This is a genomic window from Kordiimonas sp. UBA4487 (assembly GCF_002389025.1).
Taxonomy (GTDB): Bacteria; Pseudomonadota; Alphaproteobacteria; order Sphingomonadales; family Kordiimonadaceae; genus Kordiimonas; species Kordiimonas lacus.
The window spans coordinates 44,480-67,147 of sequence record NZ_DGNR01000014.1 but is presented as its reverse complement, the minus strand read 5'-3'; the positions used below and the strand labels follow the sequence as shown (position 1 = coordinate 67,147).

Genomic DNA, 22,668 nt, shown 5'->3' with positions numbered 1-22,668 from the left:
TTTTAAAATTCGGAATGAGCAATGACACCTGAGCCTCTTGTTAATCAGGGCACGAGCTTCCACGCCGACTGGCTGGACGGTATTCGTGTCAACAAAAGTGCGGTGGAGCGCCGTACCGCCTCTCTGGGCGGACGCCGGGCTGTAAAAAAAGACAGCCAAATCGCTTTCATGCTTAAAGCCGTAAGCTGCATCGACCTGACGACGCTGGCGGGCGACGACACGCCTGGACGTGTGCGTCGTCTGTGCCAGAAAGCACGGAACCCGGTGCGGCGCGACATTTTGGCCAAATTCGGCATGGAGGACATGGGCCTGACCACTGGCGCCGTGTGTGTGTACCACTCCATGGTGGCCGAAGCCAATGAGACCCTGAAGGGCAGCGTGCCCATCGCGGCGGTTTCAACCGGCTTCCCGGCGGGCCTTGCGCCCATGGAAACCCGGCTGGAGGAAATCCGCCGGTCTGTGGAAGCGGGCGCAAACGAGATCGACATCGTCGTCACCCGCGCCCATGTGCTGACAGGCAACTGGCAGGCGCTGTATGACGAAGTGAAGGCCTTCAAGGCCGCGTGCGGGCCGGCGCTGATGAAAACCATTCTGGCCACCGGCGAACACGGCAACCTCACGCAAGTTGGCAAGGCCTCCATGACCGCCATGATGGCCGGGTCAGATTTCATCAAAACCTCCACCGGCATGGAAGGCGTAAATGCCACGCTGCCCGTCAGTCTGGTGATGATCCGCCAGATCCGTGATTTCTACCGGGAGACTGGCATCAAGGTGGGCTACAAGCCTGCGGGCGGTATCAAGACTGCGAAGGATGCCGTGGCCTACCTGACGCTGATCAAGGAAGAGCTGGGCACCGATTGGCTGTCGCCCGACCTGTTCCGCTTCGGGGCATCAAGCCTTCTTGGTGATCTTGAGCGTCAGCTCGAGTATCATGCAACGGGCGGCTATTCGGCGTCTTACCGCCACGCGATGGGCTAAGGGGAGTGTGACATGACTGTAAAAGAAAAGTTTGAAAGCATGGATTATAGCCCAGCACTCGAGAGCCGCGCCAACGCCGACAAGTGGCTGGAGGCGAATGGGCGGTCCTTTGGCCTGTTCATCGATGGCGAATGGGTGAAACCAAAGGGCGCGAAACAGTTCGCGACCTACGCGCCGTCCACGGGCGAGAAGCTGGCGGATATCACGGCAGCAGGTCAGGACGATGTGGACGCCGCGGTGGCTGCCGCCCGCAAGGCACAAGGCCGCTGGGCGCTGATTGGCGGCCATGGCCGGGCGAAATATATGTATGCGCTGGCGCGTCTGGTGCAAAAGCACAGCCGGGTACTGGCCGTGCTGGAAAGCCTGGATAACGGCAAGCCGATCCGCGAAAGCCGCGATATCGATATTCCGCTGGTGGCGCGGCATTTCTATCACCATGCCGGCTGGGCCGAGCTGATGGACGAGGAATTCCCAGACCATGAAGCGCTGGGGGTTGCGGGCCAGGTGATCCCCTGGAACTTCCCATTGCTGATGCTGGCCTGGAAAGTAGCGCCTGCGCTGGCGGCCGGGAACACCGTGGTGCTGAAGCCCGCAGAATTCACGTCGCTGACTGCGCTCAAGTTCGCGGAACTTTGTGTGGAAGCCGGGCTGCCGAAGGGCGTTGTGAATATCGTCACCGGCGAAGGCGACACCGGCGCGATGGTGGTGAATTCAGATGTCGACAAGGTGGCCTTCACGGGCTCGACCGAAGTTGGCAAGATCATCCGCCGGGCGATTGCTGGCTCAGGCAAGAAACTGACGCTGGAGCTGGGCGGCAAGTCTCCATACATCGTGTTTGAGGATGCGGATATCGACGGCGCCATCGAAGGCCTTGTGGACGCCATCTGGTTCAATCAGGGTCAGGTCTGCTGTGCGGGCTCGCGTCTCCTGGTGCAGGAAGGCATCGCTGACCGCTTCCTTGAGAAGCTGAAGGCGCGCATGTCCACCCTGCGGGTGGGCACCAGCCTTGATAAATGCATCGATATCGGTGCCGTGGTCGACAAAACCCAGAAGGACACCATCGAACGCCTGCTGGCGGACGGCGAAAGCCAGGGGGCTGTTGTCTGGAAAGCACCGTGCGAGATGCCGGAAGAGGGCGTCTTCTTCCCGCCGACGCTGGTGACCGGTGTGGGCACGGACAACACGCTTTACCGCGAGGAAATCTTTGGCCCTGTACTGACGGCCATCACTTTCCGCACGCAATCCGAAGCCGTGGCGCTCGCGAACAACACACGCTACGGCCTTGCGGCCACAGTATGGTCTGAAAGCCTGAGCCGCGCACTTGAAGTGGCGCCTGCGCTTGTGGCCGGCGTGGTGTGGATCAACGGCACCAACATGTTTGATGCCGCCGCAGGCTTCGGTGGTCGCCGTGAAAGTGGCTTTGGCCGCGAGGGTGGTCGCGAAGGCATGCTGGCCTACATGCGGCCGCGCTATGAGACTGCGCTGAAAGACTGGGCACCTGTCCCAGTGCCTGAAAGCGTGGCCATGCCGAAAGCGGGCAGTGGGCTGGATCATATCGACCGTACCGCCAAAATGTATATTGGCGGCAAGCAGGCACGGCCTGATGGCGGTGACAGCGTAGCGATTGCTGATAAAAAAGGCGCGTTCGCGGGCCTGGTGGGCGACGGCAACTACAAGGATATCCGGAACGCGGTTGAGGCGGCCACGAAGGCCGCAGGCTGGGGCAAATCCACGCCGCACCTTCGCGCCCAGATCCTGTATTATGTGGCCGAGAATCTCAGCGCTCGCGCGGATGAGTTCACAGACCGGCTCAAGTCACTGACCGGGGCAACCCAGAAGGCGGCGGAAGCCGAGGTTGAGCTCTCCGTGAAGCGCCTCTTCAGTGCTGCAGCCATGGCCGACAAGCATGACGGCAGCGTGCACACGCCGCCAATCCGCGGTGTGGCATTGGCGATGAATGAGCCCGTGGGCGTTCTCGGGATCGTGTGCCCTGACGAACATCCGCTTCTAGCGTTTGTGACGCTGATGGCCTATGCGGTCGCGGCGGGCAATACGGCAGTGATGATCCCATCCGAGCGTTATCCGCTACTGGCGACAGATTTCTATCAGGTGCTGGAAACCAGTGACATGCCGGCGGGCGTGGTGAATATCGTGACAGGCAGCCGCGACGCGATGGCGGTGCCGATGGCCAAGCACTATGGTGTCGACGGCTTGTGGTATTTTGGCAGCCGCGAAGGCAGTGCCGAGATCGAGAAGGCAGCGGCCGACAACATGAAACGCACCTGGCTGAATTACGGCAAGGCCTATGACTTCACCAGCCGCGAGCAGATGAGCGCACGCGGCCTGATGGAGCGGGCGTCGGAAGTCAAAAACATCTGGGTGCCCTACGGCGACGCCAACGAAGGCGGCAAGTCCTACTGACGGCGGGGCTATTTCGCCTGACGGCGGGGCTATATCGCCGCAACTGTTCAAAAGAATTGGGACCCGTACCATCTGGTGCGGGTCCTTTTTTTGTCCCAGGGGTGAAAGGCGGCATTTACAACCTGTTTTACCATTTAGATTTGATGGGCTGGCTATTCGCTAAAGGCTTGTGATCTATATTGTTATTTAAAGGGCAATTGTAGATAAAGGGTTGTAGAGTGCTACTGCAGAGCTATCTTTGGGCAGTCAGCAGTGTGATTGGGGTCAGCTATGTCGTTTTCGCCAGAAGCTTATAGAGCTATTGCGGCTTTTATGGGCGAGGTAGATAAGATTACAACTATCGATGTTCTCAGCGACAGTTTGAAAAAACCGCTGAGCCTGCTGGGCGTCAAACATTTACTGTGTATTTCTGCCTATGGTATGCCGGCTCTGCAAGACCGCAAGTTGATGTTCGGTTTCCTGCACAATGACTGGATCACGCATTATGCGAAAAATCACTATTATGTCGATGACGCCCTGCCCAACCATGCCTTGAAGCTAAAGGACTGGGGAGAACCCTTCTGGTGGTCCGAGTTCCTTGCGACGCAAGATCTGACCAAGACCCAACGCAAGATATTTGAGGAGGCATTTCGTTATGGCCTCAAGGAAGGCGTGGTGATCCCGTTGCCGGTGCGGGTCAACGACGAGACAGATGAAGTGCTGGAATATGCCTATGTCAGCGCAGGGGGAGAATTGCGCCGATCGGATGAGTTGGAAAACGTAATCCGGTTGCTGTCTGTTGCCGCGCACAGGACAGCGCGACGTGTTTATCTCAAGGATGCGAAAGGTGGGTTTGCGCCAGATATTGTCGACGTCGGCCCGAACATGGATTTCTCCACATTGACAGCAAGAGAAAGAGAAATTCTTGCGTGGATTGTGGAAGGAAAGCAGCCCAGCGAGGTTGCCGATATTCTTGATATCAAACGCACGACCGTGGTTACCCACTTAAGAAACATCAAGCGGCGCTATAATTTCAGCAGCACCACTGAAATGATTACAGCATTGCACCGCCATAAGGTGTTTATATAAACCCATGATTGCACTACTCATTCTTTGAGAGGAAAGACCGTTCCTCTCTTTCAGGGATATTCTTCTTGCACGGACAATGTGAACAAGAGGAGCTCCCCATGATCCACATCATCAACAAATATAATCGACAGTACTACAGCGATGTATTGCGTAATATGTTTCAACTGCGGCACAAAATCTTCGTGGAGCAGAAAGGCTGGAACCAGCTGGCTCAGGAAGATGGCCTGGAAATAGACCAGTTTGACACAGACGAGACCATCTATTTCCTGAAGCTGGATGAAAACAGTAACATCCTGGGCGGTATGCGGCTTGTTCCCACAGTTGTTGACACTCAACTCGGTACCATCTTCAAGGACTGGTGTGATTTCAAACCAGCGCCTGTGGGCAAAAACACCTACGAGTGGTCACGCTATTTCATTGCGGACAAGAAATATCGCAGTCCCGCCGGATATCCTGTCCATTATGAACTGTTCTTCTCCATTCTGGAATTTGCAGTCTACCGTGGAATCCGGAATCTGACCGGCTTTCTTGAAGCGGTTACTTTGCCACGCCTGAATGCGTTGCCGTGGGATATTGAATATCTGGGCAATATGGTGACATACGGTGGTGTAGGCGACGAGCCCAAAGGAAGGGGCGCCGCTGTAATGGTTGGTGTCAACGAGAGAATGCTGCGGATTACCAAACGAATGAAAGGGATCAAGAAGCCCTATTTAGCGTTGCCAATTGGCGATATGGGGCCTGCGCGGCAGATTGCCTGCACACCTGAAGTCTGTTTCCGGTATCTCACTTTCCTTGAGGAACACCCAGAACATGCAAATATGCTGGCTGCCATGTCGAGCATGATAATCGACTCGCCAAAAGATAGGCGGGCCGCAATTATCGAGGTGTTCGATGGTATTGCACAGGACGAGGCGATGGCTGGATTCGATGCTAGTTTTGCCAAGGTGGTGGCGCCGACGAGCTATTCCCTTAGCGTGCAGTAACGGGCATCTTTCTCCCACTTACAACCTTGATGACGTCGCGTCAGCAAGTGAGTAATTGCGATATCGCAACTTTTACGCTATCTCTGTTCAAGTGATAGTTTGTGGGGAGGAGACTATGCCTCATCCGATTGATGTGACTGTCGGGGCAAGTGTTAGGACTTATCGGCGTCAGCGCGGGATGACTCAGACTGAACTAGGGGCGGCACTCGGGCTGACGTTCCAGCAGATTCAGAAATATGAACGGGGCACCAACCGCATCTCGGCCAGTAAGCTTGTCATGTTGGCTGATGCGCTCAGGGTTCCTGTCGGGGCGTTTTTCGAAGGCTGCGAAGCGGCGGCAAACGACGAACAACCTGATGAGATCAAAGCACTGGTTAAACACTTTGATGATATGCCGGAAGATATTCGCATGGATTTCCTGCGTATGATCCGGTCGATTGCCACGGCCAGCTATTGATCAATTAACAAGTGAACATAAAAAAGGCACCGCTGGTTGCGGTGCCTTTTTCGCATTTATCATTCTTCTGGCTTATGAGGCTTTTGCCAGGAACACCCGCAACAGCTTCTCAAGGTTGACCGCTGCGATGGCGCCATATTCCATGGTTTCATGGTGCGTCAACTCGCCCTGCATACCAGCCGCCAGGTTGGTGATGGAGCTGACGCCCACAACCTTCATGCCGCAGTGGCGCGCCACCAGGCATTCAGGCACGGTGGACATGCCAACCGCGTCCGCGCCCATGGTGCGGAAGGCGCGAATCTCAGCCGGGGTCTCGAAATTGGGGCCCTTCGCCATGATGTAAACACCGGTATGCAGCGTGATGCCTAGCTCTTCGGCTGAGGCCTGCAGCTTCTTCGTCAGCTTGCGGTCCCAGGCTTCGGATACGTCCGGGAAGCGTGGGCCGAAACGGTCATCGTTGATGCCAACCAGCGGGTTGATGCCCGAGAAGTTGATGTGGTCCGTGATCGCCATCAGGGAGCCCGGGCCCGCTTCTTCGCGCAGGCTGCCTGCCGCATTGGTCAGCACCAGCACTTCAACACCCAACGCCCACAGAACACGGGTCGAGAACGCAAGCGTTTCAGCCGGGTGACCTTCATAGGCGTGCGCGCGGCCCTGCATGCAGATCACCGGTTTGCCGCCGAGCGCGCCAATCAGCATCCGGCCGGCGTGGCCTTCAACGGTTGGCTTCGGGAAGCCATCAAGGTCGGCATAGGAAAGCACAGTTGCGTCTTCCATCGCGTCGGCCAGGCTGTTGAGGCCACTGCCAAGAACCATGGCGATTTTCGGCATTTCACCGGCATGTTGACCGCGGATAAACTCCGCACACTTCTGGACTTCTTCAAAGCTCATGGCAGCCTCTTCTCACTACTCGGTTAAACGTCGATCTCGGGCAGGGTCAGGCCCTTGAATTCCTTGATCTCTTCCTTGGTCATGTCCGACAGCTCGTGCGGGAAAACCAGCCAGTCATCGGTTTCATGGCAGTAGAAATCAGGCGTCAGCTTGGTGACATTGCGCTCAGGCTTGTAGAAGACTGTCGCGATTTTGATCACTTCTGGCGTATTGCGGCGGCATTTTTCCTTGATGGTGTCGATGATGGCATCAATCGAACGACCGCTATCGAACACGTCGTCAACAATCAGCAGGCTGTCTTCGGCGTTGATGTTAGCCACGATATATTCAAGGCCGTGCACCTTCACTTCTTTCTGCTGCTGCATGCCGATGTAGGAAGATGTGCGGATCGCGATATGGTCAGTGTGCACACCGTAATAATCCATGATTTCCTGAACTGCGATGCCGGTCGGGGTGCCGCCTCGCCAGACGCCCACGATGAATTTCGGGCGGAAATCGCTTTTTAGAATTTTAAGCCCCAGGTCGAACGAATCGTCGAGAAGTTCCTGGGCAGTTACATATTTCTTGGTAACACTCATCGTGTTCAGGCCCCTTTGGTTCCAAATAATCTGTCGCCGGCATCGCCAAGCCCGGGAACGATATAGGCTTTTTCGTTAAGCCGCTCATCGATCGAGGCTGTCACAACCGGCACGTCCGGGTGGGCATCCGTGAAGGTTTTGATGCCTTCAGGTGCCGCCAGCAGGCAAACAAACCTGAGGTCTTTCGCGCCAATGTCCTTGATCTCCTGCACGGCGCGGACGGCTGAATGCCCCGTCGCCAGCATCGGGTCAAGAACCACGTTCAACCGGTCTGCCGTATCGACAGGTACTTTAAAGAAATATTTTGTCGGTTGAAGCGTTTCTTCGTCGCGCGCCAGACCAATCTGGCCAACCCGGGCCGATGGCACCAGGTCAAGCATGGGGCCAAGAAGGCCATCGCCCGCGCGCAGCACGGAAATGAAGGTCAGCTTCTTGCCCGCGAGCACGGGTGCCTCCATCGGGCACACCGGCGTCTCGATATCGATCTTGCCAAGCGGCAGGTCGCGCAGAGCCTCATAGCCCAGGAACAAACCGATCTCCCTGAGGAGCTTCCTGAATTCGGCCGTGCTGGCCTCTCGCCGCCGCATCAGGGTCAGCTTGTGCTGCACCAGCGGATGGTCGACAACGGTTACATTTTGGGCCATCTTTGACTCCATAAATCTGCTGAAACTGACCATTTCATAGGCAACCTGAAGGCAAATGTCGAACGAATCTTGACCAAAACGTCAAAAATGGTTGACCACGCCCTTCTGCTCTGGTTCCCTTGCGCCGTTCAGCATAAACAAGGCATATAAGAATTGAACATTTATGTTGCCGGGGAGCAAAACGGGCATGACTGGATTTCTGAGGAAAATTGGCGCGACGATCGCGCTGGGTGTTGCATTCACAACGGGCGCCATGGCGGCTGACTTCGCACCTGTGCTTCTTTACGATATCGGCGGCAAGTTCGATAAGTCCTTCAACGAAGCGGCCCACACGGGCGGTGAACGCTTCAAGGAAGAGACCAGCCTTGATTACAAGGACTTCGAACCCAACAGCGAAACCCAGTATGAGCAGGCACTTAAGCGCTTTGCGCGCCGCAAGGCTGACCTGATCATTGCGGTGGGTGTAGGCTATTCGGTGGCTGTGCGTAACGTGGCGTCCAAATACCCGGACGTGAAATTCACGGTTATCGACGCCATCATCGACCTGCCAAACGTGCAGTCAATCACCTTCAAGGAAAATGAGGGTTCGTTCCTGGTGGGCATGATTGCGGCGATGAAGACCGAATCAAACACCATCGGCTTCCTGGGCGGCATGGACATCCCGCTGATTCGCCGGTTCGAGCGCGGCTACCGCCAGGGTGCCGAATATGTGAAGGGTGACCTGACCTTCATTGAAAATTACGTGGGCACCACGCCTTCCGCGTGGAATGACCCGATCAAGGCGGCTGAAATGGCGCGCTCACAGTATGCGCGCGGCGCCGACATCATCTTTTCTGCTGCCGGCCCTTCCGGGCTTGGTTCTATCCAGGCGGCGAAGGATACGGGCAATCTGGCCATCGGCGTGGACAGCAACCAGAACCACGTTGCGCCTGGCTATGTGCTTACCAGCATGCTGAAGCGCGTGGACCTCGCGGTTTACCACGCCATGAAAGCGGCTGAAGCGGGTGAGTGGAAGCCGGGCCATACGGTGTTGGGCCTTGCCGAAGGCGGCGTTGATTTCGCACTGGACGAATATAACGCCGACCTGATCACTCCTGAGATGAAAGCCAAGCTTGATGACGCGCGCGCCAAGATCGTCAGTGGTGAGATTGTCGTAAGCGACGTTGAAGGCAGCAACAGCGGCCATTAGGCCTATCAACCAGTAGGGACGCCCTCTGGGGCGAGGCATATGACCAACGCATTTGCGATCGAGGCCAGGGGGCTGTCGAAAAGTTTTGGCGATGTCAAAGCCAACGATCAGATTGCGCTGAAGGTGCCGGGCGGCACGGTGCATGGCATCGTGGGCGAAAACGGTGCCGGCAAATCCACGCTGCTGAAGATGCTGTTCGGCCTGTACCGCGCCGATAGCGGCGACATTCTTGTATGCGGCCAGACCCAGCATTTCACTGATCCGTCCGACGCCATGGCGGCAGGGATTGGCATGGTGCACCAGCACTTCATGCTGGTGGAGCCTTTCACGGTTCTTGAGAACATCATCCTGGGGGCTGAAGGCAGCGCCAATCTGGATGCCGCCAAGGAGGCCGCGCGGGCGAAACTGTTGATGCTGGAAGACCAGTTCGGCTTCAACCTGCCGCTCGACACCCCGGTCGAGAAACTGTCTGTCGGTGTGCGCCAGCGGGCGGAAATCCTGAAGGCGCTGTACCGTGGCGCGGAAATCCTGATTCTGGACGAGCCCACAGCCGTGCTGACGCCGCAGGAGTGCGAGCAATTGTTCGCGCTGGTGCGCCAGCTGAAGGACCAGGGCAAGACCATCCTGTTCGTCACCCACAAGCTGCACGAAATCATGGCCGTCACCGATGATGTCACCGTGATCCGTGCCGGCAAGACGGTGGCGGAGTGCAAAACAGCGGACACCAACCCCGAGGAGCTCGCGGAACTGATGGTGGGCGCGAAGGTGGTGCGCAAAACCGCCCGCAAACAGCATGAAACGGAAATCGCCCGCCTGCGCCTGACCAGCGTGCATGCGGACGGAGACCATGGGCTGGAACTTAAGGACATCAACCTTGAAGTCTTTGACGGCGAGGTGCTGGGCATCGCGGGCGTCGCCGGTAATGGCCAGACAGAGCTGCTGGAGATCATCACTGGCCTCAGGGCCGTGCGCGAGGGTGTGATCCATATGGGCGGCGAGATCATCGCTGATGACCGGCTGGTGACCAACCCCATCGCGCTTCGCCGTATGGGCATGGCGCACGTAGCCGAAGACCGGCTGAAGACCGGCGTGGTGGAAAGCATGTCCGCGCGCGATAACGCCATTTTGGGTTACCAGCGCGAAAAGGAATTCTCATCCGGCGGCATCCTGAAGCTGAAGGCGATTGCCCAGAAGGCAGCAGCCTATTTCGAAACACAGGACGTGCGCCCCCGGAACCCGGATCTGCCGATTGCGTCCTTCTCCGGCGGTAACCAGCAGAAGCTGGTGATCGCGCGCGAGTTGGCGCACGATCCGCAATTGATGGTGATCGGCCAGCCCACGCGCGGCGTGGACATTGGCGCTGTCACCAAAATCCATGACCAGATCACGGAGCTGAGGAACGCTGGCAAGGCGATCCTGGTGGTGTCGGCAGACCTTGATGAACTGCTGTCCATCTCTGACCGCATCGCCGTAATGTGCGAAGGCGAAATCGTCGGCACCATGAATGTCGAGGACGCGACAGAGACCAAGCTGGGCCTGATGATGGCCGGCGACAAGCGGGAGGCAAGCTGATGGCTGGGCAAAAGAAGCTGCCGTTCTGGGCAGATGCCATCCTGTTGCCGACGCTGAACCTGTTGGCGGCCTTCCTGGTGTCAGGCCTAGTGATCTGGGGGCTGGGTGAAGACCCGCTTGAGGCCCTGAGGCTGATGGTGGACGGTGCCTTCGGTTTCCAGGAAGGGGTTGGCTACACCTTCTATTATGCCACCAACTTTGTGTTTACCGGGCTTGCGGTCTCGGTTGCCTATCACGCCGGTCTTTTCAACATTGGCGGCGAAGGGCAGGCCATGCTGGGCGGGCTTGGCCTGACGCTGGCAGTGTTTCTTGTGGGCGACGTGTCGCCTGTGCTGGCTGTTTTGCTGGCGATTGTTGGTGCCGCCGCCTTCGGTGGTGCCTGGGCCTTCATCCCGGCCTACCTGCAGGCCAAGCGCGGCAGCCATGTGGTGATCACCACCATCATGTTCAACTTTATCGCGTCAGCACTGCTCGCCTACCTTCTTGTGGGGCCACTGCAGCGCCCCGGTGGCCAGATGCCTGAAAGTGCAGACTTCCCTGAAGGCGTGTCCCTGATGCACCTGCAGGACCTGTTCTCGATGATGGGGATCACCTATGAAAGTGGGCCACTGAACCTGTCCGCGCTTATCGCCGTCCTGTGTGCGGTGGGGGTGTGGTTCATGCTGTGGCGCACGCGCTTTGGCTACGAACTCAGGGTCGTGGGCCAGAACCAGAATGCGGCGCGCTACGCCGGTATCTCCGTTACCCGCATGACCGTGGTTGCCATGATGATCTCTGGTGGGCTTGCTGGCATGATGGGCCTGAATGAACTGCTGGGCGAACAACTCAGGCTTCTTGGCAATTTCACGCTCGGCTACGGCTTCGTGGGCATTGCGGTGGCCTTCATGGGCCGCAACCACCCAGTGGGCATCGTGCTGGCCGCCATGCTGTTTGGTGCCCTCTATCAGGGCGGGGCTGAACTGGCGTTCGAAATGCCCAACATTCAGCGGGATTATATTGTCCTGATCCAGGGTCTGGTGATCCTGTTCGCGGGTGCAATGGAGCATCTGTTCCGTGACCCGGTTGAACGCGTCTTCCGACACTTCAGTGAAAGGAGGGCCGCCTGATGGAATTCTTCACTGACATGATCCTGCTCATGGACAGCACGCTCAGGACCGCGACACCGCTGGTGCTCGCTGCCCTTGCGGGGCTGGTGGCAGAACGCTCGGGCATTGTGGATATCGGCCTTGAAGGCAAGATGCTGGCGGCGGCCTTCGCGGCTGCTGCTGCCGCCGCCGTGACAGGTTCGCCCTGGATGGGCATGCTGGCGGGCGTGGGCGCGTCTGTCTTCCTGGCGCTTCTTCACGGCTGGGTGTCGATCGCGCAGCGGGGCAACCAGATCGTTTCCGGCATGGCCATCAATATCGCGGTGGCGGGGCTTGCGCCCACACTGGCGAACTTCTGGTTCCAGAAGGGCGGACAGACTCCGCTGTTGGGCGACGAAGCCCGCTTCAGCACCATCACGCTGCCGTTTGCTGATGCGCTTGCGGACGTGCCGGTGATTGGCGCGCTCTATTCAGAGCTGATCTCCGGCCATAACCTGATCACCTATCTTGCGGCAGCGCTGATCCCGTTGGTGGCCTGGATGCTTTATAAAACCCGCTTTGGCCTTCGCCTGCGGGCCGTGGGCGAAAACCCCGAAGCGGTGGATACCGCCGGTATTTCCGTCACACTTCTTCGCTATCAGGCGATGGTGATTGCGGGTGTGCTGTGCGGCCTGTCGGGCAGTGTGCTGTCGACCGGGCTTGGCGGTGGCTTCATTCGCGACATGTCGGCGGGCAAAGGCTATCTGGCGCTGGCGGCGATGATATTCGGCCGCTGGAAACCGGTGCCAACGCTGCTGGCCTGCCTGCTGTTTGGTTTTGTCGATGCATTGCAAGGCCGCCTGCAGGGTGTTGACCTGCCGCTGATTGGCGAAATTCCGGTACAGTTTACCATGATGCTGCCATACGTGCTGACGGTGGTGATCCTGGCGGGCTTTGCCGGCCGCATGGATGCGCCCAAAGCCAGCGGTACCCCTTATGAGAAGGATCACTAGAATGGCGACAGACATGAAAGCGCTGATTGATGCAGCCATCAAGGCACGCGATGCCGCTTATGCGCCCTATTCGAACCACCCGGTTGGCGCGGCGGTGCTGACGAAGGATGGCCGCGTGTTTGCAGGTGCCAATGTCGAAAACGCGGCATACCCCCTGGGGACCTGCGCCGAGGCGGGTGCCATTTCAGCCATGGTGCTGGCGGGTGAGCGCGAGATTGCCCATGTGGTGGTCGTTGGCCCAGGCGAGGCTACCTGCACGCCCTGCGGCGGCTGCCGCCAGAAGATACGAGAATTCGCCGGACCAGCCGGCAAGCCCATCACGATTTGCGACAAGGACGGCAACATCCTTCTTGAAACCACAAGCGCCGAGCTATTGCCCCACGCGTTCGGTCCCGAAAATATTGACGAGGCCAAAGGGTAAAAGTCATGAGTGTATTCATTCCCCAGGAAGTCATCCGCATCAAGCGCGATGGCGGGACAATTTCAAGTGCGGATATCGAAAAGTTCGTTGAAGGCATCACCGACGGCAGCGTGACGGACGCGCAAGTGTCCGCGCTTGCCATGGCGATCTTCTTCAACGGCATGAGCGCGGAAGAGGGCGCGGCGCTGACACTTGCCATGCGCGACAGCGGCGACGTGATGGACTGGCAGGGCTTCGGCTTTGATGCCGATGCGCCGATTGTGGACAAGCACTCGACCGGCGGCGTTGGCGACAAGGTCAGCCTGATGCTGGCGCCCATCGTGGCGGCCTGTGGTGGGTTTGTGCCAATGATCTCAGGCCGTGGCCTGGGCCATACCGGCGGTACGCTCGACAAGCTTGAAAGCATCCCTGGCTATGATCCATACCCCGATAACGAGATGTTCGCGGGCATCGTGCGTGATGTGGGCTGTTCGATCATCGGGCAGACCGGCAATCTGGCGCCGGCCGACAAGCGCTTTTACGGCATCCGCGACGTCACCGCGACGGTCGAAAGTGTTCCGTTGATCACCGCCTCGATCCTGTCGAAGAAACTGTCTGCGGGGCTGAATGCGCTCGTTATGGACGTCAAGTTCGGTAGTGGCGCCTTCATGGATTCCATGGAAAAAGCCGAAGAACTGGCGGGCAGCATCGTCCGCGTGGCAACGGCTGCGGGCACGCCGACAACTGCGCTTCTCACAGACATGAATCAGGTGCTGGGCACTACGGCGGGCAACGCGGTCGAGATTTTCGAGACGCTTGAGTTCCTCAAGAACCCGGGGCAGGCGGACGCGCGGCTCAAGGAAATCACGCTCGCACTCGCGGCGCATATGCTGGCGCTCTCGGGCGCCCAGCCGGACCTCAAGACTGCGCGCAAGAAGGCCGAAGTAGCACTGACGGATGGTGAAGCGGCGGAAATATTCGCCCAGATGGTCATCGCACAGGGCGGCCCGGTAGACTTTATGGAGCGTGCCGAGGCACACATGCCGCTGGCGCCCGTGGTGAAGCCGGTCTTGCTTGGCGAAGCCGGGTATGTGTCCGCCATGAACACCCGCGCCATCGGCATGGCCGTTGTGGCGCTTGGTGGCGGACGCACCAATCCGGCGCATGATGTGGACCACAGCGTGGGCCTCACGGGGATTTGTCAGATGGGTGACCGGCTTGAGGCAGACCAGCCGTGCGCAATGGTGTATGCTAAAACGGAAGACGCGGCGGATGCCGCGATCCAGGCGGTGCGGGCGTCCGTATCACTGAGCGATACGGCGCCTGACGTGTCGCCGATTGTAGCAAAGATTATCGGAGGGTAAGACCATGGCTCGAGCCTTCATTCTGGTTCTTGACAGTTTCGGCATTGGCGCGGCACCTGATGCTGACCGTTGGGGCGAGGCTGACGCCGACACGCTCGGCCATATCGCGGACTGGTGCGCGGCTGGGAACGTGGCGGAAGACCGCCCGACCGCGGGGCCGATCAAACTGCCAACCATGACCAAGCTGGGCCTCGGCAAGGCTGCCGAACTGGCCACTGGCCGCGAACCCAAAGGCATGGAATATGCGGGTGAGATCACCGGCATGTATGCGGCCTGTGCGGAAGAAAGCTTCGGCAAGGACACGCCCTCCGGCCACTGGGAGATGGCGGGCGTGCCGGTCAAGTTCGACTGGGGCTATTTCCCGCCGGAGTTCCCGAGCTTTCCGGAGGACCTTATTTCCAAGCTGGTGGAGCGTTGCGGCCTGCCTGGCGTGCTGGGCAACAAGGCGGCCTCGGGCACCGTGGTCCTTGATGAGCTTGGTGACGAGCATATGCGCACCGGCAAGCCGATTGTTTACACCTCGGCCGACAGCGTGTTCCAGATTGCGGCGCATGAGGAAACCTTCGGGCTGGAGCGCCTCTATGAAGTGTGCGCGGTGGCCCGCGAGCTGGTGGATGACTATAATATCGGCCGGGTGATCGCCCGCCCGTTTGTGGGCAAGGACGGCAAGTTCGAGCGCACGGGCAACCGGAAGGACCTGGCCACGCCGCCACCCAAGCCAACGCTTCTTGAAAAGCTTGAGGAAGCCGGACGCGAAGTGATCTCAGTTGGTAAGATTGCAGACATTTTCGCTCACAAGGGCCTGACGCAGAAGGTCAAGGCCAATGGTCTTGAAGCGCTGTTCAACACAACGCTTGAGAAGCTTGAAAACGCGCCGGAGGGCTCGCTCACCTTCGTGAATTTTGTCGATTTCGACCAGAGTTTCGGCCACCGCCGCAATGTGGCGGGATATGCCGATGCGCTGGAATATTTCGATACTCGCTTGCCAGAGTTCCTGTCCGGTATGCGGGCGGACGATATTGTGATCCTGACCGCCGACCATGGCTGTGACCCGACCTGGCCGGGCAGCGATCATACGCGCGAGCATGTGCCTTTTGTGGCCTATGGCCCGAACCTCAAACCCGGCAGCGCCGGCGTTCGTAAAAGTTTCGCAGACATCGGCCAGACTGTGGCCACGCATTTGGATATCGCGCCCCTTGACGAGGGCACCAGCGCGATCTGACAACAATGATCTCAAGGGGGAGTATCATGGTACGAATTTTGGGGGCGCTTGTTGCGCTTGTTATGATGGCGGCAGGGTCGGCAGCCCACGCTTATGGCCCGACCGGTCACCGTGTAGTGGCCGAATTGGCATCGAGGCACCTGAGCCCGGAAGCCGCCGCGGCAGTCAAGGAACTGCTGGGTGACGAGTTTATGGCTGAAGCCGCCAACTGGCCGGATGAGATGCGCTCGAACCCGGATGAGTTCTGGCGCCGTACCGCATCACCCTACCACTATATCAACCTGCCTGACGGCCAGACATACGAAGAGAGCATGAAGAACCCGGCGGGGGATGCCATCACGGCGCTCGCGGCCTTCACGGCTACCGTCAAGGACAAGACGGCCTCCCTAGAGGAGCGCCGCAAGGCCCTGTGCTTCATCATTCATATCGTAGGGGACCTGCACCAGCCGCTGCATGCGGGCCGCGCCGAAGATTGGGGCGGCAACCGCATCGATGTGGTGTGGTTTGAGGAAATGAGCAACCTTCACAAGGTGTGGGATGAGGACCTGATCAATTACAAGCTTCTGTCGTTCACAGAATGGGTGCGTTTCCTGGAGCCCAAGATCAAGCCGGCAGACATCACTGAGTGGCAGGACAGTGAACCGCTGGACTGGGTGCGCGAGCTGATCGCCCTCAGGGGCGACATCTATGATGTCGGCAGCGGCATTCTGAGCTACGACTATGTTTACAAATATACCCCGCTGGTGAAATCGCAGCTTTCGAAGGGGGGCATCCGCCTTGCGGGCTATCTGAACAAGGTGTTTACTGCCGAATAAAGGTCGCGGAAATGACTAAACGAATCGGATAGATGGACCGATAGGAAAGGAGGCAGAAATGCCTCCTTTTTTCGTTTGGCGTGTGGCGCTGCATTTAATGCGAATGTCTTAAATGGCGGTTTTTCGTCATACCTGTGCCTTTTGGACCACGGTCTGTCAGATAAAAAAGTTAATGACTAATTAAGGTTTCGGCGAATCTTGACACTTTCGTCAAAAAACTGAAATGAACGACATATAGAAGGTCCCGTGACGCACGGTTTGCGCGCCTTTGGGACTGGTCTTGACCTTTTGGTCAGGATTCGGTTTACTGGCGCGCAGTTATGTGTGGGAACTTTTAAACAGCGAAATAGTTGTTCAAGCATTCGCCTCAAAGGGGCCTCTCGGCAGGGAGTGCGGGTGCCTAATGGAGCTTAGGGAATGAAACGCCAAATGAGAGCTGCTCTCTGCAGCAGCGTTGCACTTGCCGCGATGGCAGCAAGTGTACCTGTAATTGCACAGGAAATTACATCGTCGATCCGTGGTTCGGTGGTTGATGCATCCGGTAACGCCCAGGTGGGTGTGCAGGTTGTTGTCGTGCACGTACCATCCGGTTCGCGCAGCACTTTCACTTCAAACAACTCCGGTGCGTTCGTTGCACGCGGCCTGCGTCCAGGCGGCCCGTACACCGTGACAACCGTAGTCGACGGCAACGAGACTGTTCAGTATGAAGGTCTGGTGCTGAACGTGAGCGAGCCACTGCCGCTGACGCTTTATGTTGCAGCAGCTGGTTCCAGCTTCGAGGAAATCGAAGTAACAGCTGCCCGCATCCAGGCGATCCGTGCCGGTGGCGCGTCGTCTTATGGTTCTGGCCGCATTTCCGAGCTGCCATCCATTGGCCGCGACATCAAAGACACTATCCGCCAGAACCCGTTTGTTGATGTTGGTACCGGTTCCGGTGCAGCGATCTCCATCGGCGGCGGCAACAACCGTTTCAACAGCCTGACTGTTGACGGTGTGCGTCAGGATGATGACTTCGGCCTGAACGGCAACGGTTACCCAACCCAGCGTTCGCCGATCTCCCTCGATACCGTTGAGCAAGTTGGTGTTTCACCAGCACCGTTCAGCGTAGAATTCGGTAAATTCACCGGTGGCCAGATCAACGTTGTGACCAAATCCGGTACCAACGAGTTCCATGGCACTGCCTTCTACCAGTACCGCAACGACAGCACGGCTGGCGACAAGTCTGTAACCCTTGACGGTGAAGACTTTGATGTGGATCTGGGCGATTTCTCCAACAAGTTCTACGGTGCGACCCTTGGCGGCCCGATCATCAAGGACAAGCTGTTCTTCTTCGCAGCTTACGAGAAATTCGAAGGCTCCACGCCGAACACGATCGGTGCTGAAGGTTCTGGCTTTGCCTCTGAAGTTCAGGGTGTAACCCAGGCTGACGTTGAGCGTATCGACCAGATCGCCAGCAGCGTTTACGGCATCGACAACCAGTTCAGCGATACTGGCGGTATTCCGGAAACCGACGAGAAGATCTTCCTCAAGCTCGACTGGAACATCAACGATCGTCACCGTGCATTCGCTTCCTACCAGAAGACTGACGGCAACAGCCTGAGCCAGACCGACCACGGCGGCAACCGCTTCTCCTACAAGTCTCACTGGTATAACCGCTCCGAGAAGCTTGAGGCCTATAACTTCCAGCTGTTCTCCGACTGGTCTGATAACTTCACGACCGAAGTCAAGGTCAGCCGCAAGAAGAACGAAACCGGCCAGGTTGGCCTTGCACTTGATCAAGGCATCGGTGAGATCCAGATCAACACCGATGGCGGTGGCCGTGTGTACCTGGGTATCGATGACAGCCGTCATTCGAACGCCCTCAATAACACCACTTGGCAGGCTAAGTTCAAAGCTGAACTCCTCGCCGGTGACCATACCATGACCTTCGGTTACGAGCTGGACAGCGTTGACGTGTTCAACCTGTTTATTCAGGAAACGCGCGGTGAGTGGCGCTTTGGTTCGATCGACGAGTTCGAGGCCGGCACGCCTGACTTCCTGATCTACCAGAACGCAATCACTAACAACCCGGATGACGGTGCGGCAGAATTCAACCTGACGACGCACACGCTGTATCTGCAGGACCGTTGGGACGTAAATGACAAGCTGACGCTGACCTATGGCCTGCGTGCAGACATCTACTCCCAGCAGAAAGCACCGAACGAGAACCCGAACTTCATCGCACGTCACGGTTTCTCCAACTCGACCTCGCTGAACCACAAGTCCATTATCCAGCCTCGCCTGAGCTTCACGTATGACATCGACGACAAGACCCTTGTTCGCGGTGGCGTAGGCAAGTTCGGTGGTGGTGACCCACTTGTTTGGGTTTCCAACTCTTACTCGCTGGACGGTGTTACGATCGACTCTGAGTTCACGACCGATCCTGCCATCATCAATGGTCTGGACTTCCGTTCCATTCCACAGGTCATCCAGGACGCTCTTGAGCCAGGCAACGGCGACACGTCCGTTATCGACCCTGACTACAAGATCCCATCAATCTGGAAGATGAACCTGGCGGTTGAGCGCTACTTTGACCTGGGTGCACTGGGCGAAGACTGGCACTTCACGGCTGAGGCCATCTGGTCCCGCAACAAGAACCCTGTAGACTGGAAAGAACTGCGTCGTTCCGTAATTGGTACTGCCATTGACGGTTCGCCAATCTACGACCAGCCAGGTGGGTTCGACCTGATGCTGACCAACAACACCGGTGGTGGTTCGAACGTGTATGCCTTCTCCTTCGATAAGTCCTGGGACAACGGCTTCAGCGTATTCGGTTCCTACACCTACACCGATGCCAACATCGCGAACGAGGGCACGAGCTCCACGGCTCAGTCCAACTTCAACTTCGCGGCGCACCTTGACCGGAACAACCGTGCTGTTGGTACGTCGGTATTTGAACGTCCTCACCAGATCAAGCTTGGCGCAACCATGCGTAAAGACTTCTGGGAAGACAACTTCACAACCGTAAGCCTGTTCTACACTGGCCGCTCTGGTCGTCCGTACAGCATCACCCTGGATGAGTTCATTCAGTTTGGTGGTGACCGTTCGATCGACAGCGGCGATGGCCACCTGGTTTATGTTCCGCTTGAAGGCGAAACCGCTGTTCTGGGCTCTGCCGGCGTTGACACAGCGAAAGTTGTGTTTGCTGACGCAGACGTTCAGGCAGACTTCAATGCACTCGTACAGAACTTCGGTCTGAAGCGTGGCCAGTCTGTTGATCTTCAGGGTGAGCGTGCCCCATGGACCAACGACCTTGACCTGCGTGTGTCTCAGGAAGTTCCTGTAGGCAAGTACGGCAAGATCGAGCTGTGGATGGATATGCAGAACGTTCTGAACTTCATCAACAACGGCTGGGGCGAGGTATATGAATCCAACTTCGCTCAACAGGCGATGGTTGATGCGCTGGTTAACCAGTCCACTGGCCAGTTCCTCTACACCAACGTTGAAGCTGCACCGTTCCTGACCTTCCGCGATGTGGACAGCGTCTGGACCGTTCAGTTCGGTGTGAAGTACAAGTTCTAAGGGCCATTTGCCCCCAGTTTTACGCCCGGGGGGCCTCTCCCCGGGCGTTTGTTTTTTAAACCTTTTTATCCATAGACCTTTTTTCATCGCTGTGGTTTAAACGAGTGCGTCGGGAGGGACCCTGTTGAGATGACGAAAAAAGAAGAAAGCGGCCACAAATCCGGTATCCGCCGCGAGAATGTTGCTAAAATTCTGGCAGCTGCAGAGACGGTGTTCGCGGAGAAGGGCTTCAAGGGCGCGAGCGTTGGGCTGATCGCGGAACGTGCGGGCGTGCCTAAGCCTAACGTCTATTATTATTTTGGTGCCAAGGAAGACCTCTACAAGCGGGTGATCGAAGGCGTCTGTTCGATCTGGCTGCATGCGGCCGATACATTCGATGAGACGGAAGACCCGGCAGAGGCCATCCGCACCTACGTATCCTCCAAGATGGACCTGGCCCGCAACCGGCCACACGGTTCACGTCTGTGGGCGATTGAAATGGCCTCTGGCGCGCCATTCCTGCAGGAATATCTGACAGGCACAGTGAAGCCGTGGCTTGAAAGCCGGGAAGCGGTGCTCGAACGCTGGATGTCAGAAGGCAAGCTGTCGCCGGTCAAGGCCCGGTATCTTTTCTATATGATCTGGGCGACAACGCAGAATTACGCTGACTTTGAAGCGCAGATCAATGTGATGAACGACGGCAAGCCGCTGGACGATGAACAGTTCGAGGAAGCCAAGGAAACAGTGATTGCCCTGATCCTGACAAGCGTCGGTCTATAACCGTCCCATCTCCAGAAAGTATCAGAAAGGCGGCCCTTTGGTCGCCTTATTCTTTTTGGTTGAGCAGTTGGATCAATTTGAAGCTGGCACGCCTGACCTGTGCTTCTGTTGGGGTTGTGCCGTTTGTTGACGGTGCAAGGGCCAATAGGCCGTCCTGAAGGCGAAAGTCCACACGACCATCGGTCTCTATGATGGCAAAGCTCTGCGGGAATTCATAGTCACAGCCTGTTTGTACTTCGGTCGCGCGCGGCAGGGCGCGCAGAGGGCCAGCGCCCATTTCAGCCCGAACCAATGGCAGGATGTCCCGGTGGCTCCTGATCCAGTCGGTGGGCACTGAGGCCCCCAGAATAACCAGCGGCACCTTGGTTTGGGCGTCATTGAGGGTGTTGCCATGGCCCAGGGTTCCATTATCGAGAATCTCTTCGCCGTGGTCTGATGTGATGATTACAAGCGTGTTCGTCAGAAGGCCTGATGCCGCCAGTTCGCGCAGCATCTGGCCGATCCGGCGGTCCGTTGCCTGGATAGCAGCCCGGTAGGTGTTGATGTTGGCAATTTCCTGGTCGTCGTAGGGGAAATGGGGGCCGCTGAAGTAGGCCAGGTGGGCCCAGGGCTCATTGCCCATGTGTTTCAGCCTGTGCACCGTCTGGGCCACCACATAGTCGTCCCTGGCACTGTTGTTGCCTGCGGGAGCGAGGTCCCGCACCGCGCCGGGCAGGTAGGTGGTTGCCAGGTCGTACCAGTCCAGCGACTGTGCCTCTGTGGTGCTAACCATATGGCCCGCCTCTGCAAGGGCTGCGAACAGGCCGTGTGCCCGCTTGCTGTGGCGGGCCGGACCGAAGGTGGTGGCCAGTTCGCCAGACAACAGCGTATGCATGCCAAAATGGGTGCAGTTGGCTACGCTGCTGTGGTTAAGCGACAGGAAGCCACGCTTGCCCAGCCCCAGAAGGTTGGGGGCCAGCGACGGGTCATCCTTGATGTCCCCGGAACGGGTGCTGTCGGCAACAACCAGAAGCAGGTTGCGCTTTCGTGTGACCGTCCATGTGTCACCACCGGTGCGCGGGCTGGCGGTGCCGTTATAGGATTGTGCGTATGGGTTGGATGGTCGCGGTCCGAATAAAGGGGTGAACAGCCTTTCGGCATGATAGTGGTGCAGGCCGGTGAAAAAGACCAGGTCACGCTGGCTGTTCAAAAGCCCGGTATCCCGCTGATACAAGAGGAAACCATACAGCGCCTGTGCAGCCACAAGGCTGAGAACAGTCGCTATTATCAGCCTGCGCAGGGGCAGGTGGAACCGCCAGGGCATAAAGCGGGCCGCAAGATACGCCAGTCCGGCAATCAGCGCGAGCAGATACAGAAGCGTGCTCGACAGCCCGATCTGGTCCTGCGCCTGGGGCTGGAACGCAAGCGACAGGACAAAACGGTTCAGGTGCAGGCTGGTGTAGTGGTGAATGGCGATTTCAATCGCCAGTATCGAGACACAAAGCGCGAAGAAGATGTGCGCCGTAATGGGACGGATCATCGCCAGCCCATGTCGGACCAGCACGAAGGCGCAGAACAGAAAAAGGCCATGCAGCAGCGGCACCAACACCGCAAACTTAGGCGTCATTGATGGCCACAGCGCTACTGCCAGCAAAAATAGAATCGTAAATGCTTCAAAGCGATTTGCCGAAGCCTGTACTTGTTTCAACT

The 22,668-nt window shown here is 57.8% G+C and carries 19 protein-coding genes; 15 read left to right on the top strand and 4 right to left on the bottom strand.

Translation table 11 applies throughout. From position 1 onward, the window contains the following. Positions 1–21: 21 nt before the first annotated feature. The 5 genes from deoC (at position 22) to B3Z17_RS15400 (ending at position 5,907) form a co-directional block, all read left to right on the top strand. Complete coding sequence (deoC, locus tag B3Z17_RS15420; protein WP_286830691.1) at positions 22–978, top strand: deoxyribose-phosphate aldolase; 957 nt, start codon at positions 22–24, stop codon at positions 976–978. Between the two features lie 12 nt (positions 979–990). Then, entirely contained in the window at positions 991–3,399 is a 2,409-nt protein-coding gene (locus B3Z17_RS15415; protein WP_286830690.1) for an aldehyde dehydrogenase family protein, read from the top strand. Between the two features lie 270 nt (positions 3,400–3,669). Further along, the gene (locus tag B3Z17_RS15410) at positions 3,670–4,467 is read left to right on the top strand and encodes a helix-turn-helix transcriptional regulator (RefSeq protein ID WP_286830689.1); all 798 of its coding nucleotides are present in this window, start codon (positions 3,670–3,672) and stop codon (positions 4,465–4,467) included. Between the two features lie 98 nt (positions 4,468–4,565). Continuing rightward, positions 4,566–5,450 (top strand): acyl-homoserine-lactone synthase, encoded by an 885-nt coding sequence (locus B3Z17_RS15405; protein ID WP_286830688.1) that lies wholly within the window; start codon positions 4,566–4,568, stop codon positions 5,448–5,450. 115 nt (positions 5,451–5,565) lie between these two features. Further along, positions 5,566–5,907 carry a helix-turn-helix domain-containing protein gene (locus tag B3Z17_RS15400; protein ID WP_286830687.1) on the top strand — a complete coding sequence of 114 codons (342 nt, stop codon included), beginning with the start codon at positions 5,566–5,568 and terminating at the stop codon, positions 5,905–5,907. Positions 5,908–5,979: 72 nt separating this feature from the next. Here B3Z17_RS15400 and B3Z17_RS15395 read toward each other — a convergent pair whose 3' ends face one another. The 3 genes from B3Z17_RS15395 to upp are packed head-to-tail and all read right to left on the bottom strand — an operon-like array spanning position 5,980 to position 8,020. Further along, on the bottom strand, positions 5,980–6,798 hold the full coding sequence (locus B3Z17_RS15395) for a purine-nucleoside phosphorylase (protein ID WP_286830686.1): 819 nt from the start codon (positions 6,796–6,798) through the stop codon (positions 5,980–5,982). A gap of 23 nt (positions 6,799–6,821) precedes the next feature. Continuing rightward, on the bottom strand, positions 6,822–7,376 hold the full coding sequence (locus tag B3Z17_RS15390; protein ID WP_068307538.1) for a phosphoribosyltransferase: 555 nt from the start codon (positions 7,374–7,376) through the stop codon (positions 6,822–6,824). 5 nt (positions 7,377–7,381) lie between these two features. Continuing rightward, positions 7,382–8,020, bottom strand: coding sequence for a uracil phosphoribosyltransferase (gene upp / locus B3Z17_RS15385; protein ID WP_068307835.1), 639 nt, complete (start codon positions 8,018–8,020; stop codon positions 7,382–7,384). A gap of 187 nt (positions 8,021–8,207) precedes the next feature. On the opposite strand from upp, the gene B3Z17_RS15380 reads away from it, so the two are divergent. From B3Z17_RS15380 to B3Z17_RS15335, 10 genes are all read left to right on the top strand, one after another. Beyond that, entirely contained in the window at positions 8,208–9,209 is a 1,002-nt protein-coding gene (locus B3Z17_RS15380) for a BMP family lipoprotein (protein ID WP_286830685.1), read from the top strand. 39 nt (positions 9,210–9,248) lie between these two features. Then, the gene (locus tag B3Z17_RS15375; RefSeq protein ID WP_286830684.1) at positions 9,249–10,781 is read left to right on the top strand and encodes an ABC transporter ATP-binding protein; all 1,533 of its coding nucleotides are present in this window, start codon (positions 9,249–9,251) and stop codon (positions 10,779–10,781) included. Next, a complete protein-coding gene (locus B3Z17_RS15370; RefSeq protein ID WP_286830683.1) occupies positions 10,781–11,887 on the top strand; it encodes an ABC transporter permease in 1,107 nt (368 codons plus the stop codon). The genes B3Z17_RS15375 and B3Z17_RS15370 overlap by 1 nt, the downstream gene beginning before the upstream one ends. After that, positions 11,887–12,858 (top strand): ABC transporter permease, encoded by a 972-nt coding sequence (locus tag B3Z17_RS15365; RefSeq protein ID WP_286830682.1) that lies wholly within the window; start codon positions 11,887–11,889, stop codon positions 12,856–12,858. The genes B3Z17_RS15370 and B3Z17_RS15365 overlap by 1 nt, the downstream gene beginning before the upstream one ends. 1 nt (position 12,859) lies before the next feature. Then, positions 12,860–13,279, top strand: a complete 420-nt coding sequence (locus tag B3Z17_RS15360) for a cytidine deaminase (RefSeq protein ID WP_286830681.1) — start codon at positions 12,860–12,862, stop codon at positions 13,277–13,279. A 5-nt stretch (positions 13,280–13,284) separates the two neighbouring features. Next, on the top strand, positions 13,285–14,622 hold the full coding sequence (gene deoA / locus B3Z17_RS15355; protein ID WP_286830680.1) for a thymidine phosphorylase: 1,338 nt from the start codon (positions 13,285–13,287) through the stop codon (positions 14,620–14,622). 4 nt (positions 14,623–14,626) lie between these two features. After that, complete coding sequence (locus B3Z17_RS15350; RefSeq protein WP_286830679.1) at positions 14,627–15,844, top strand: phosphopentomutase; 1,218 nt, start codon at positions 14,627–14,629, stop codon at positions 15,842–15,844. Positions 15,845–15,870: 26 nt separating this feature from the next. Then, on the top strand, positions 15,871–16,659 hold the full coding sequence (locus B3Z17_RS15345; RefSeq protein ID WP_286830678.1) for a S1/P1 nuclease: 789 nt from the start codon (positions 15,871–15,873) through the stop codon (positions 16,657–16,659). Between the two features lie 417 nt (positions 16,660–17,076). Next, entirely contained in the window at positions 17,077–20,220 is a 3,144-nt protein-coding gene (locus tag B3Z17_RS15340) for a TonB-dependent receptor (RefSeq protein ID WP_286830677.1), read from the top strand. Positions 20,221–20,349: 129 nt separating this feature from the next. Next, positions 20,350–20,979 (top strand): TetR/AcrR family transcriptional regulator, encoded by a 630-nt coding sequence (locus B3Z17_RS15335; RefSeq protein WP_068307521.1) that lies wholly within the window; start codon positions 20,350–20,352, stop codon positions 20,977–20,979. Between the two features lie 46 nt (positions 20,980–21,025). Here the strand turns inward: B3Z17_RS15335 and B3Z17_RS15330 are convergent, their stop codons facing one another. Then, positions 21,026–22,585 carry a sulfatase-like hydrolase/transferase gene (locus B3Z17_RS15330; protein ID WP_286830676.1) on the bottom strand — a complete coding sequence of 520 codons (1,560 nt, stop codon included), beginning with the start codon at positions 22,583–22,585 and terminating at the stop codon, positions 21,026–21,028. Between the last annotated feature and the right edge of the window lie 83 nt (positions 22,586–22,668).